11 protein-coding genes are annotated in these 11,919 nt (G+C 73.3%); 3 read left to right on the top strand and 8 right to left on the bottom strand.

Going from position 1 to position 11,919, the window contains the following annotated elements; genetic code table 11:
• Window positions 1-169: 169 nt before the first annotated feature.
• The 3 genes from ACFYNX_RS33370 to ACFYNX_RS33380 are packed head-to-tail and all read left to right on the top strand — an operon-like array spanning window position 170 to window position 2,659.
• Complete coding sequence (locus tag ACFYNX_RS33370) at window positions 170-1,075, top strand: alpha/beta hydrolase (RefSeq protein ID WP_388667277.1); 906 nt, start codon at window positions 170-172, stop codon at window positions 1,073-1,075.
• A gap of 31 nt (window positions 1,076-1,106) precedes the next feature.
• The gene (locus ACFYNX_RS33375) at window positions 1,107-1,649 is read left to right on the top strand and encodes a hypothetical protein (protein WP_365551531.1); all 543 of its coding nucleotides are present in this window, start codon (window positions 1,107-1,109) and stop codon (window positions 1,647-1,649) included.
• Window positions 1,646-2,659, top strand: coding sequence for an MsnO8 family LLM class oxidoreductase (locus ACFYNX_RS33380; protein ID WP_388667280.1), 1,014 nt, complete (start codon window positions 1,646-1,648; stop codon window positions 2,657-2,659). Before ACFYNX_RS33375 ends, ACFYNX_RS33380 begins: the two co-directional genes overlap by 4 nt.
• Before the next feature lie 183 nt (window positions 2,660-2,842).
• Here ACFYNX_RS33380 and ACFYNX_RS33385 read toward each other — a convergent pair whose 3' ends face one another.
• The 8 genes from ACFYNX_RS33385 to ACFYNX_RS33420 form a co-directional block, all read right to left on the bottom strand.
• On the bottom strand, window positions 2,843-3,625 hold the full coding sequence (locus ACFYNX_RS33385) for an alpha/beta fold hydrolase (RefSeq protein ID WP_388667283.1): 783 nt from the start codon (window positions 3,623-3,625) through the stop codon (window positions 2,843-2,845).
• A 14-nt stretch (window positions 3,626-3,639) separates the two neighbouring features.
• Window positions 3,640-4,947, bottom strand: a complete 1,308-nt coding sequence (locus ACFYNX_RS33390; RefSeq protein ID WP_388667286.1) for an acyltransferase family protein — start codon at window positions 4,945-4,947, stop codon at window positions 3,640-3,642.
• A gap of 114 nt (window positions 4,948-5,061) precedes the next feature.
• On the bottom strand, window positions 5,062-6,369 hold the full coding sequence (locus tag ACFYNX_RS33395; protein ID WP_388667288.1) for an FG-GAP repeat domain-containing protein: 1,308 nt from the start codon (window positions 6,367-6,369) through the stop codon (window positions 5,062-5,064).
• A 20-nt stretch (window positions 6,370-6,389) separates the two neighbouring features.
• Window positions 6,390-7,172: a hypothetical protein gene (locus ACFYNX_RS33400; RefSeq protein WP_388667292.1), complete on the bottom strand. Its 783-nt coding sequence runs from the start codon at window positions 7,170-7,172 to the stop codon at window positions 6,390-6,392.
• A 20-nt stretch (window positions 7,173-7,192) separates the two neighbouring features.
• Entirely contained in the window at window positions 7,193-8,407 is a 1,215-nt protein-coding gene (gene wecB, locus ACFYNX_RS33405) for a non-hydrolyzing UDP-N-acetylglucosamine 2-epimerase (RefSeq protein WP_388667294.1), read from the bottom strand.
• A gap of 188 nt (window positions 8,408-8,595) precedes the next feature.
• Window positions 8,596-10,278 (bottom strand): FAD-binding protein, encoded by a 1,683-nt coding sequence (locus ACFYNX_RS33410; RefSeq protein WP_365551513.1) that lies wholly within the window; start codon window positions 10,276-10,278, stop codon window positions 8,596-8,598.
• On the bottom strand, window positions 10,275-11,036 hold the full coding sequence (locus tag ACFYNX_RS33415; protein ID WP_388667297.1) for a sigma-70 family RNA polymerase sigma factor: 762 nt from the start codon (window positions 11,034-11,036) through the stop codon (window positions 10,275-10,277). The genes ACFYNX_RS33410 and ACFYNX_RS33415 overlap by 4 nt, the downstream gene beginning before the upstream one ends.
• Window positions 11,037-11,038: 2 nt before the next feature.
• The gene (locus ACFYNX_RS33420) at window positions 11,039-11,824 is read right to left on the bottom strand and encodes an SDR family NAD(P)-dependent oxidoreductase (protein ID WP_125662890.1); all 786 of its coding nucleotides are present in this window, start codon (window positions 11,822-11,824) and stop codon (window positions 11,039-11,041) included.
• Between the last annotated feature and the right edge of the window lie 95 nt (window positions 11,825-11,919).

The following is an 11,919-nucleotide window of genomic DNA, read 5'->3' on the forward strand; positions in this document are numbered from 1 at the left end:
AGTGAGCCGTGACCGCGCTCCGGACCGGGCCCCGGCGCCCGGTCCGGAGCGCGGTGCGACCTAGGCATCTGTCGGTTGGCGCGGGCGGTGCGGGCCGTCAGAGTTCCGAAGGGCCGCGTCCCACCGCCGTACTCCGGGCGCACGCGTCCGCCCCCGAAAGGAGAACGTCGTGAACCGTGGTCAGGCCACCCGGCCCTCCCCCTCCCCCTCTCCCTCCATCACCTCCCCCGCCGAAGGAACCGTCCGCTGGACGGAGGCGCTGCTGCCGTCCGGCGGCCACCAGGTGCCGGTGCGCGTCTACCGGCCGGAGCGGTCGCTCGGCGGCTGGCTGGTCTGGGCGCACGGCGGCAGTTGGCAGCACGGCTCGGCGGCCCAGTGGCACGAGGTCACGTCGGACCTCGCCCGCTTCTCGGGCCACAACGTGGTCGGCGTCGACTACCGCCTCGCCCCGGCGCACGCCCACCCGGCCGCGCTCCTGGACGTGCTGGCGGCGGTGCGCTGGGCACGGCGCGAGGCGGTGCGGGAGACCGGCACCGCCCTGGTGGCGGTGGGCGGCGACAGCGCGGGCGGGACGCTCGCGGCCTCGGCCGCGCTCGTCCTGCGGAACGCCGGGCAGTCCCCGGCGGGGCAGTTCCTGGCCTACCCGCCGACGGATCCCGGCTGCCGGGCCCCGTCGTACCGGGCCGAGGCGGGCGCGTTCCCGTCCGCCGACCAGATGCGGGCGGCGTGGCACGTCCACCGGGGCTCCGCGCCGGTGCGGCCGCTCCCCGGCGCGGACGCGCTGTACTCCACCCCGCTGGAGGCGCCGGACCTGAGCGGCGCGGCCCCGGCGTACCTCGCCGTGGGGGACCTCGACCCGGTGGCCGACGACGTGCACGACTACGCCGGGGCGCTCCGGCGGGCCGGCGTCCCGACGACGCTCCGGACCTTCCCCGGGACGCCGCACGCGGCGCTGCTCGTGCCCGCCGCGCAGTGGGGACCGGGCCGGGCGCACCCGATGCGCCAGTGGCTGGGCCGGATGGTCTCGGCCCGCTTCGAGGCGGTGGCGGACTCGGCGCCGCACCGCACCCAGTGACGATCAGCGATCCGCAACAGGAGGACTTGTCATGACGACCGACACGACCGGTACGACCGGTACGACCGCCGTGGTCCCGGAGACCGCGCACCTGGACGCCCTGGAGCGCCACTTCGGGGACCTGCGGGACGGCACCCACGGGGACGCCGTGTCGCGGCAGGCGAAGGAGCGCCTCTTCCGCGAGGCGGTGGCGCTCCTCGACCCGTACGCCCTCCGGGTCCTGGAGGAGTTCGACGAGGGGATGCTGGAGGGCACCGGGACCGTGGGCGCCACCGGCGTCACCCGCACCGCGGACGGCGGCCTGGCGGCGCTGTGGACGCTGTCCTGGCCCGAGCAGACCGGGACGGGGATCCAGCCCATCACACTGATGGCGTACTACGGGAGCGGCTTCCACCACCCGCACCTGCGCGGCGCCACGGTGGCGGACTGGCCGCTGAACGTCTTCACCGAGGAACAGGCCGCCGCCGAGGTGCCGACGCTCCGGGCGATCGCCTCCGCGGACCTGCACAACCTGGTGTTCCAGCGGGACTTCCGCATCGTGCCGTCGATCGTCTCGGGCGGTGGGGAGGCGTGAGTACGCTGCGGATCTCCGTCCTGGACCAGTCCCCCATCGGCGAGGGGCACTCGGGCGCCGACGCCCTGCGGGCCTCGCTCGACCTCGCGCGCCGGGCCGACCTGCTGGGCTTCGAGCGGTTCTGGGTCGCCGAGCACCACCGCTCGGCGGGCTTCGCCGGCAGCGCCCCCGAGGTGCTGGCCGGTGCCGTCCTCGCGGCGACCGGCCGGATCCGGGTCGGCACCGGAGGCGTCCTGCTGCCGCGCTACCCGGCGCTGAAGGTCGCCGAGGTGTTCGGCGTGCTGTCCTCGCTGTACCCGGGCCGGGTCGACATGGGCATCGGGCGGGCCGGCGGCCCGGCGGGCGACTTCCCCGCCCGGCTGCGGGAGTTGAGCTCCGTCCTGCGCCTGCCGAGCGGCGGGGAGCCGTACCCGGGGGCGCTGTCGGCCGTCCCGCCGGTGCCGCCGGAGCTGTGGCTCCTGGGCGCGAGCGAGGGGTCGGGCGCGGCCGCCGGCGAGCTGGGCGTGGGCTTCGCCTTCGCGCACTTCCTGGTCCCCGGCCCGAGCACGCGCGCCCTGGAGGCCTACCGCGCCGCGCACGCGGCCGCGACGGGCGGCGCCGGTCACGGCGGGCTGCTCGCCGTACGGGTCGTCGTGGCGGACACGCGGGAGCGGGCCGACGAGCTGGCGGCGTCGCTGCTGCTGTGGCGCGCGCGGAAGGACCTCGGGGACGACAGCCCGCTCCCCTCGGTGGAGACCGCCCGGCGCCACCGGTGGACGGGCCTGGAGGCGGAGCGGGCCGCCCACCACCGGCGGTCGCTGATCCACGGGACGGCCGAGGAGGTCGTGCCCCGGCTCCGGGCCCTCGCCGAGGCGAACGGGGTGCGGGAGCTGATGGTGAACACGCTGGCGCAGGACCCGGCCGACCGCGTCCGCACCCACGAGCTGCTGGCCGAGGGCTTCGGACTCTCCGGTACGGCGGCGGGCGGGGGTCCGGTCACCGCCGAGCCGTTCGCCGTGGCGGCCGGCTGAGCGTCCGCGCGCCGGAGGCCCGTACGTCAGTCAGAGGCCCGTATGCCGGAGGTTCACGCGCCGGAGGCCCGTACGCCGAAGAGGGCCCGCCCCGTGGGGGGCGGGCCCTCTCGTCGTACCGGGAGTACGGGAGACGTACCGGGAGTGCGGAAGGCGTGCCGGCGGTACGGGAGGTGCGGGGGCTCAGTCCAGGAAGTCCCTGATCAGCCCGGCCAGTTTCTCCGGCTGCTCCAGGAGGACGTTGTGGCCGCTGTCGAGTTCGGCGTAGCGCGATCCGGCGATCCCGGCGTGCAGTTCCCTGGCGTGGGCGACCGGGATGACCTGGTCCCGGCTCGCGCCGACGACGAGGGTGGGGGCGCCGATGCGCGGGAGGCGGTCGCGGATGTCGACCACCAGGTCCAGGTCGAGCTGGCGGCGGGCGCCCTCGGTGGGCAGGGCCGCGGCGGCGAGGGCTTCGAGCTGCGCGCCGTCCAGCCCGGCCAGGTGCTCGGGCGAGTGCGCGAGGAGCGTGATGTACCGCTGGTAGGCCCACGGGTCGGTGTCGGCGAGGTGGCGCCACAGGCCGAGCGCCATCGCCTGGCGGGGGTCGTCGTTGCGGGCCCAGCCGACGATCAGCACCAGGCGCTTCACCAGGTGGGGGTGGTCGGCGGCGAGCGCGGCGGCGACGACGGCGCCGAGGGAGGCCCCGGCGACGTCCACCGGGCCCTCGGCCCGGGCCTCCAGGACGGCGGCCATCTGGGCCGCCAGGTCCTCGACGGCGAGTTCGCCCCCGGGCGGCAGCGGGGTGCGGCCGCTGCCGGCGTAGTCGGGGAGGATCAGGGTGCGGCCCGCGGCCAGGTGGGGGGCGAGGAGCCCGAAGTTGGCGGCGGAGTCGCTGGTGGAGCCGTGGACGAGCAGCAGACCGGGTCCGGATCCGGTGGTGCGGTGGTCGACGGCGGTTCCGTCGGGGGCGGTGGTGGTGGGCACGGGAGTGCCTCCTCTCAGGTGAGTTCCTTCTCGGCGGCCGGGGCGGCGGCCGGGGAGGGGACGGCGTCCAGGACGGGGGCGGGGGTCGTGGCGGGGCCGGGGTTCGTGGCGGGGCGCCGGGCCGGGAGGGACACCGCCGGGGCGGTGGCGGCCGGCTTCCGGGAGCGGCTGAAGCGGCGCATGGCGGGCATCTCCACGTACTGGTAGAGCAGCCATCCGGCGAGCAGCGAGACCGCGAAGAAGAGCGCGATCACGAGCAGGGCCACGGGGGTGCCGAAGGGCTCGTCGCCCAGGAGGGTCCGCAGGTAGAAGATGGTGACGCCCTGGACGAGGTAGAAGCCGAAGGAGACCTCGCCGAGCCAGACCACGGGCCGCTTGCTCAGCCAGGTGGAGCGGGAGCGGGCGTCGCTGTCGGCGACCGCCGCTATGAGCATGCCGATGGGGACGAGGGTGGCCGTGACGAAGGTGTACTGGAACGGCACCCAGAACGTGGCGGCGTAGCCCGCGGCCACCAGGACCAGCGAGGGCACGATGCCGAACCGCCGCGGCCAGCGGCCGGCGAGGACGATCCGCGCGAGGATCGCGCCGAGGACGAACTCGAAGAGGCGGCCGGGCGGGAAGAGGTAGCCGAACCAGAACTGCATGTCGGAGATCGGGGTGATCGCCGACTTGGGGGTGGCGGGCACGAGGTGGGTCGAGACGAGCTGGACGGCGACGGTGCCGGCGACCATGACGGCCGCCCAGAACCACAGGGCCGCGCCGCGGATCTTCCGGATCGGGACGATGAGCAGCGGGAACAGCAGGTAGAAGAGCAGCTCGCTGCCGAGGGACCAGCTCGGCGGGTTGAGGCTGAGGTTGACCAGCGGCTGCGGGAAGAACGTGTGGATCAGGAGCAGGTTCGGCAGCCACTGCGAGACGCCCGTGAGGGTGGCGCCCGCGAAGAGCACCACGACCGCGGCGGAGACGACCAGGTGGTTGGGGAAGATCTTGGTGACGCGGCGGCGCCAGAAGGAGGTGAGGCGCTCGCCGGGCCGGGACGACCAGGCGAGGACGAAGCCGGAGAGGACGAAGAAGAACGAGACGCCCATGTAGCCGGTGGAGACGAACGTCTTCTCGTACAGGTGGGCCAGGGTGTCGTTCGCGAAGGGGTTGATGGGGGCGTTGGGCGGGATCGGGCTGTCGGCCAGCGAGGAGTGGAAGAAGAAGACCAGGAGCGCGGCGAAGAACCTGAGGCCGGTGAGCGAGGGCAGCTTCGCGGGCCGGGAGGAACCGGCGCGGGTGCGGGAGTCGTCCGGCGGTGCGGAGGCGGAGGCGGAGGCCATGACGGCGGCTTTCTGTTCGGGGCGCCGCCGCCCGGCCCGGCGGGGTCGGCGGGCGGGGCGGCGGCGCGGGGGCGGAGAGGGGGTGGGGGCTGCTCGTGGTGTGTCGCTCGTGGACTACTCGGCGTCGCCCTGCGGGGCCTCGGCACCGGCCTCCTGGAGGACCTCCGCGCCGGCCTGCGGGGTCCCGTTCCGGTAGAGCATGATCTTGGCGTCCTTGGCCACGTAGTAGTTCTGGACGGAGTACGCGATCGTGGCGAAGTCCAGGCGTCCGTCGCCGTTGAAGTCGCCGGTGGCGATCCGGGCGACGGACTCGTCGCCGATGCGCCACTTGGCCCAGACGCCGGCCGCCAGGTCGACGGCCTTGTAGTACATGACGCCCTGCCAGGGCCACGGCCCACGCAGCGCCACGAGGAACTCCTCCTCGCCGTCGCCGTCGAAGTCCGCGCAGACGATCTGGTGGCCGGGGCCCTCGCCGCTGTCGTTGGGGTCGCCGTAGACGTCGAGGAGGGTGCGCTCCCAGACGGGGTCGCCCTGCTCGTCGGTGCCCGACTTGGTGTAGACGGCGACGGTGTTGCCGTGGAAGGGCTCGATCGCGGCGACGTACGCCATCGGGTCGTCCCCGACGCGGCCGGCGTTGACGTCGCCGCTGCCGCGGAAGCCCGTCCGCTCGAACTGGGTCAGCTCGCCGGTGCCGACGAGCCGGCGGACCCACTCGCGCTTCGCCTCGTCGAAGTACAGCCAGGTGACGCCCTCGTCGGACGCGAAGAGCAGCGAGTCGAGGTCCGAGCCCGGTATCAGGCCGGCCTTCTTCTCGGCCCCGTGGATCATGCGGAAGTGGCTGTCGTCGATGGTCTCCATCGGCCACTCCTCGGCGGCGTGCACGTCGTCGGGCTGGGTGAAGATCACCACCGGCAGCACGGCGTGGACGTCCGCCTGCGCCACGATCGGCACGCCGACGATCTGGAGCCGGTCGGTGCGGGTGAAGTGGCCGACCCGCAGCCGGTGCATGCCGGTGGCCCGGCCGACGTAGTGCCGCTTCCAGCGGGACTCGTCCTTGTCGGGGCTGCCCGGGTTCTCCAGCCAGTCGATCTTGCCGCCGACCGGGTCGGGGTCGTGGATGGTGCCGATCGGACCGTAGAGCTCGTAGCAGACGACCACGTCGGGGTGGCCGTTGCCGCTGATGTCGGCGAAGTCGGCGCCCACGGGCATCCGGATGCCGTCGGCGACCAGGCGGCGGGTCCACTTCTCGTCGTTCTGGTACCAGTAGATCTCGCCGAGGCGCAGGCCGTAGCCGAACAGGTCGGGCTTGCCGTCCTGGTCGATGTCCGGGGCCTCCAGCCAGTAGCCGTCCCGGAGCTGTTCGGCGACGACCTCGGGGGTGAAGACGGGCGGGATCGGGGTGGTGACGCGGTGCTCGCTCATGGCGGTTCCTTAGAGGGAGGTCAGTGGGTGGGGAGGTGGTACTCGACGGCGAGCCACACGCAGTCGGTGTCGGCGCGGTACTGGTGCCAGGGGTAGAGGTAGCCGCCGTCCGGGTTCGTCCGGCAGAACGGCTGCGGGGTGGTGTAGCCCGGGGCCATCGGGACGTCCTGGTACAGGGAGGCGTGGTCCGGGGCGTGGAACTTCTGCATCCGGCCCACTCCGGTGATCTGGGTGTGGACCTCGATGAAGTCGTGCCGGTTGTGGATGGCGCAGTCGGTGCCGGCGGGGGCGTACCAGAGGTTCACCCGGAGCTCGTAGGGCTCGCCGGGCCGCCGGTCGGGGCGCTCCCCGAGCAGGTGGGGCGCGTCGAGGAGGACGGTGCCGGCCTCGTCCTGGGGGCCCTTCCAGAGCGGTACGTCCCGGGGGAATCCCCCGGTTCCGTCCGCCGCGGGCGGGCCCATGAGGTCCCCGAGGAGGTGCCAGCCCGGGTCGCGGATCACGTCGGCGGCCGGGACGTCGCTCATGGCGACGAGGACGACCGACGGGGCGCTGACGATCACGGTGTCCCTGACGATCGTGGAGGACAGGGGCGGGATCGCGACCGGCGGCGACACGTCGAGCGGGACCGGGTCGGGGTGGGGGTTGACGACGACGGCGGAGCCGCGCACCCGGTAGCGGTCGACGTTCTCGACCAGCAGGGCGGGGAGGTGCGGGGTGCCGAGGCGCAGGGGGCGGACGGCGTTCGGGGCCGCCCCGGTCAGGAGGGTCTGGTTGGTCTGGTTCGTCTGGATCGTCTGGCTCATCGGGAGGGGTCCTCGTGGCTTCAGGAGGCCGGCTGAGGGGCGTGCTGCCGGTAGCCGGCGACACGGGCGAGTTCGGCGGCGAACTGGTCGACCGGCGTCTCCGGGACGAAGTCCTCGGGCCGGTCGCCGAGACCGAGGAAGCAGGCGATGCTGTCGACCGTGCGCAGGGCCGCCCTGCCGTCCCCGTACGGGTTGGCGGCGCCCGCCATGCGGTCGTACGCGGCCCGGTCGCGCAGGAGCTCCAGGGCGGCGGCGGCGACGCCCCCGGTCGTCTTGCCGACCAGCTTGGCCGTGCCGGCGACGACGGCCTCGCTCCGCTCGGTCACGTCGCTGAGGACCAGGGTGGGCTTGCCGAGCGCGGGCCCCTCCTCCTGCGCGCCGCTGCTGTCGGAGACGATGAGGTCGGCCCGCTTGAGCAGCTTCATGAAGCTCAGGTAGGGCAGCGGGTCGGTGAGGGTGACGTTCGGGTGTCCGGCGAGGACGGGGAGCATCGCCTCGCGCACCGCGGGGTTGCGGTGCAGCGGGACCACCACGCGGGTGCCGGGCTCGTCGGCGATCCGCCGGAACGCGGCGGCGATGTCGGCCAGTTGCGGCCAGGCGTCGCGGCGGTGGGCGGAGGCGAGGACGACGCGGCGGGGGTCGGCGTCGAGGTCGTCCAGCTCGGGGCGCCCGTAGTCGGCGGCGTGGTCGCCGGCCCAGCGCAGGGCGTCGATGACCGTGTTGCCGGTGACGACGATCGTCTCCTCCGGGATGCCCTCGCACAGCAGGTTGGCGCGGTTGGCGGGGGTCGGTGCCAGGTGGAGCGCGGACACCTGGCCGACCAGGCGCCGGTTGCCCTCCTCCGGGAACGGGGAGGAGAGTTCGCCGCTGCGCAGGCCGGCCTCGACGTGGACGACCGGGACGCCGTGGTGGAAGCCGGCGAGGGCGCCGGCGAGCGTGGTGGCGGTGTCGCCGTGCACCAGGAGGGCGTCGGAGCCGAGCCGGGGGAGTACGGACTCCAGGCCGCTGAGGATCCGGGAGGTCACCTGCGACAGGGTCTGCTTGGGGGCCATGACCTCCAGGTCGATGTCGGCCGACAGGCCGAAGGCGTCGAGGGTCTCGTCCAGCATCTGGCGGTGCTGCCCGGTCGAGATGACCACGGGCTCGATGTCCGGACGGGCGTGCAGGGCCATGATGACGGGAGCCATCTTGATGGCCTCCGGGCGCGTGCCGATGACCACGGAAACGGTTCGCATTCTCTTTCTCCACCCGTTGGATTTCGCATCGCCTTCGTTTCCCTGTCCGGGAGGGCGACGCTCCGACAAGAAAGAGAGTTCCATTCGCCCGAGAAATGGTCAACGCGTTCGATTTCCCACTTGCACGCACGGGCAAAAAGAAAAACGGCCCCGCTCCGAAGAGCGGGGCCGTTTTCACGGAAAGGCCGTCAGGGCGTCCTGGAAGGCGTGATGGACATGGAGTGGCGGAACACGTTGGCGGGGTCGTAGCGGCGCTTCACGCGCTGGAGGCGGGGATAATTTCCCTTGTAGTAGAGCGTGGTCCAGGGCGTCCCCGAGCGGTTGTGACGGGGGTCGGTCATGTCCCGGTCGGGATAGTTGATGTAACACCCGTCCGTGGCGTCGTTGATTTCCGGCACGCCGTTGCTGGCCGCGAAGAATTCACCGTAGAGATCACGGAGCCAGCCCAGATAGAAATCGTCCTCGGCCGGGTCGCTCCAGAAGGTCTGGAAGCACATCTTGAAGATGGCGGACCGCTGGGCGTTGGCGGTGGCGTCCTCCGGCAGGGCGTTCACCCGGCCACCGAAGGAGAACAGCACCAGCATGGTGTCCGGATTGGTGAAGTCCGGCCGCGTCATGTGCTTGTACAGCGCCGCGAGCTGCGCGTCGGTGAAGTTCTTGCGCATGTACGCGGACTTGTGGCCGCCGCGCGAGGTGGGGTTGGTGATGGTCGGGTTGTCGGTGCCGACCAGCCGCGTCGCCTGCAACCAGGGCAGCTCCCTCGGCCGGTCGAGGCCCGGCATCGCCGGCAGCTCCCCGTTCCCGCGGTCGAGGGACCGCACCTCGACCCCGGTCCCGCTGGTGACGGCCGCCATGTACGAGTCGAGCATCTCGCGCGCGCCGGGGACCGCGGCGTCGATCTGGGTGAACATCCCCAGGCTGCCGTGCGCCTTGGCGGACACGTTGAACAGGCTGCTGAGGTGCCGGTAGGGGCTGTCCGGATCGCTGTGCTCCGCGTGCCAGGCGCCGAAGTTCTTCACCAGGCGCTTGAAGGACCGCTCGTCGAGGTCGTCCCAGGGGATGGAGACCGCGCTGACCAGGACCGTCGACGGCGCCTTCACGAGCTGCTCGGCCGGCTCGGTGCCCCGGGCGCCGGGCGAGCGGAACCAGTACTTGGTGACGAGGCCGAAGTTGCCGCCCCCGCCGCCGGTGTGCGCCCACCACAGTTCGCGGTGCGGGTCGTCGGCCTCCCGGGTCGCCGTGATCGTACGGGCCCGGCCGGCCTCGTCGATCACCACCACCTCCACGGCGTACAGGTGGTCGACGACCAGGCCGTGGGCGCGCGAGAGCAGGCCGTAGCCGCCGCCGACGATGTGCCCGCCGGCGCCGACGCTGTAGCAGATGCCGCCGGGCACCGTGACGCCCCAGCCCTTGAACAGGGACTCGTAGACGTTGAGGAGCCGCGCGCCCGGCTCGACGTAGAAGGCGCGCATCCTGCGGTCGTAGCCGACGCCGGTCATCTCCGAGAAGTCGATGATCACCTCGATCTCGGGGTTGCAGGTGAAGTCGGCGAAGCAGTGGCCGCCGCTGCGGGCGGAGACGCGCTTGCCGTCGCGCACCGCCTTCGCGAGCGCCCGCTCGACGTCGGCCGGGGAACGGACCATCTTCACGTAGTCCGGGGTGGCCACGAAGCGCTGGTTGTTGCCCGTCCGGAGGGACGGGTAGCGGGAGTCCTGCCGGGTCACCGTGCTGCCGAACTCGACGGCGCCGCCTCCGGCCGCCGCCGCGACCGCGTCCGCGTCCGCGGCCAGGAGGCCGGTGGTGGCCACGGCCGCCCCGCCCGCCACGGCCGCGCCGCGGCCGAGGAGGGCGCGTCTGCCTATTCCGCTCATGTCATGGGCTCCTTCGCTCGTATCGGGGAAGTGCTGTCCGTGTGGGGGGAGTCGGCGCGAGCGGTGCTCGTGCGGTGGGGACCCGGGTGGGGATTCGGGCGGAGGCCCGGGTGAGGGTCCGGGCGGGGATCCAGGTGGGGATCCGGGCGGAAATCCAGGTGGGGATCCGGGCGGGGATCCAGGTGGGGGTCCAGGTGAGGAATCAGCTCCCGCATGCGGCGGCGGCCGCGGTGCACGCGCGAGCCCACCGTGCCGGTGGCGATCCCGAGGAGTCCGGCGATCTCCTGGTAGCTGCGGCCCTCGACGTCCGCCAGGCGCAGCACCGCCGCGTACTCCCGCGGGAGGGACCGCAGCGCCCGCCCGATCTCGGGGTGCACGAACCCCTCCAGGTGCTGGTCCTCCGCCGACGCCAGCCGGTAGGAGGCCGGCTGGTGCGCCGGCCGGACGTGGGCGTCCTCGTCGTAGGGGCCGACGATCCGCGGCCGCGTCCGGGCGCTGCGGTGGTGCGTGAAGTACGTGTTGGTCATGATCCGGTACAGCCAGGCACGGACGTTGGTGCCGAGCCGGTACTGGTGGAAGGAGCGGAACGCCTTCAAGTAGGTCTCCTGGAGGAGGTCCTCGGCGTCCGCGTGCGAGCGGACGAGGCGGACGGCAGCCGCCAGGAGCTCGGCGCGGTACGGCACGGCCTCCGCCTCGAACTCCTCGACGCGCGAACGGCTTTCGGCCGGGGCGGCGGCTGCGGACGCGGGGGCTGCCACGGTCAGACCTGCCGCAGGGCGCCGCCGTCGACGGCCCACTCGGCCCCCGTCACCTGCGAGGCGAGCGGCGACAGCAGGTAGGCGATGACGGTGGCGACCTCCTCGGGCGTCCCGATCCGTCCGCTCGGCAGGCGCCGTTCCTCGCGGATGAAGTGGTCGACCGCCTCGTCGGGCGTCGTGCCGAAGCGTTCCGCCAACTGCTCGGCGAACCCTCCCGGCGCGTCGAACAGGGCGGTCCGGGTGGGGCCGGGCGACACGATGTTGGACCTGACGCCCCGGCGGCCGTACTCGGCGGCGAGGGACTTGGAGACGGACAGGAGGGCCGTCTTGGAGGCCGCGTAGGCGGCGATGGAGGGGTCCGGGAAGCGGGCCGCCTCGCTCGCCACGTGGACCAGACTGCCTCCGCCGCCGTCGATCAGGTGCGGCAGGGCGGCCCGGGCGGCGCGGACCGCCGCGTGGACGTTGAGCTCGAAGATCTCGTGCCAGTCGGCGTCCGTGGCGGCCAGGAAGCCCTCGTGGGAGCGCAGGGCGCCGGCGTTGTTGACCAGGCCGTCGAGGCGGCCGAAGCGTTCGACGGTCCGGCGCACCGCGTCGTCCGCGGTCTCCGGGCGGGTGAGGTCGCCCTCGTGGGCGGTGATGTTCGGGTCGGTGTCGAGCAGCGACGCGGTGTTCCGGGCCACGCCCACCACCTGCGCGCCCTCCGCCGCGAGCACGCGGGCGGTGGCGTGCCCGATGCCGGAGGAGGCACCGGTGACGAGGTAGACCCGTCCCTTGAGCTGGAGGTCCATCGGGTTCCTTCGACGGGGACGGGGTGGGGAGGGAGTCCGGAGGAAGGCCGGAGGACCGCCTCCCCTCCCCGTCCTGACGGGCGTTGCCTACTTGG

This window comes from Streptomyces sp. NPDC007872 (assembly GCF_042868165.1).
In the GTDB taxonomy this organism is placed as follows: Bacteria; Actinomycetota; Actinomycetes; order Streptomycetales; family Streptomycetaceae; genus Streptomyces.

Excerpts from the sequence above, each read along its gene's own strand:
- ACFYNX_RS33390 (WP_388667286.1), bottom strand. The coding sequence starts at position 4,947 with ATGGCCTCCGCCTCCGCCTCCGCACCGCCGGACGACTCCCGCACCCGC.
- ACFYNX_RS33400 (WP_388667292.1), bottom strand. The coding sequence starts at position 7,172 with ATGAGCCAGACGATCCAGACGAACCAGACCAACCAGACCCTCCTGACC.
- ACFYNX_RS33395 (WP_388667288.1), bottom strand. The coding sequence starts at position 6,369 with ATGAGCGAGCACCGCGTCACCACCCCGATCCCGCCCGTCTTCACCCCC.
- ACFYNX_RS33375 (WP_365551531.1), top strand. The coding sequence starts at position 1,107 with ATGACGACCGACACGACCGGTACGACCGGTACGACCGCCGTGGTCCCG.
- ACFYNX_RS33410 (WP_365551513.1), bottom strand. The coding sequence starts at position 10,278 with ATGAGCGGAATAGGCAGACGCGCCCTCCTCGGCCGCGGCGCGGCCGTG.
- ACFYNX_RS33420 (WP_125662890.1), bottom strand. The coding sequence starts at position 11,824 with ATGGACCTCCAGCTCAAGGGACGGGTCTACCTCGTCACCGGTGCCTCC.
- wecB (WP_388667294.1), bottom strand. The coding sequence starts at position 8,407 with ATGCGAACCGTTTCCGTGGTCATCGGCACGCGCCCGGAGGCCATCAAG.